The sequence below is a fragment of the Pseudoalteromonas sp. 20-MNA-CIBAN-0454 genome (assembly GCF_040308685.1).
GTDB classification, from domain to species: Bacteria; Pseudomonadota; Gammaproteobacteria; order Enterobacterales; family Alteromonadaceae; genus Pseudoalteromonas; species Pseudoalteromonas nigrifaciens.
In genome coordinates this window covers 1-256 of the sequence record NZ_JBEOOB010000199.1, presented here as the reverse complement: position 1 = coordinate 256, position 256 = coordinate 1, and the positions used below count along the sequence as shown (strand labels likewise).

The window sequence follows — 256 nt, the reverse complement described above, 5'->3', positions numbered from 1 at the left end:
GAGGTAACCCTTAATAACTCCATAATCGATTTAGGTAAAGAGCAGCATAAGGTTGCTTTTGTTAATAATAAAAATCAATTATCTAATTTTGAAACACTTACAACACTTTTACAGTCGAGTAGAATTGATAATATTATCGAATTAACAAATGAGCTCGGTAAGCATAAAAAACTTACAGTTGAAACTGAAGATTTTTTTAAAAAACTGGGGGACTGTAAAGTATTAACAATTGAAGACAAGTCTACAGGTCAAATAA

At 29.3% G+C, this 256-nt stretch carries 1 protein-coding gene; it reads left to right on the top strand.

What is annotated here, in order from left to right:
- Nucleotides 1-256 (top strand): hypothetical protein (locus AAEZ22_RS18500; RefSeq protein WP_352298530.1); only part of this gene is annotated, 256 nt, incomplete at both ends.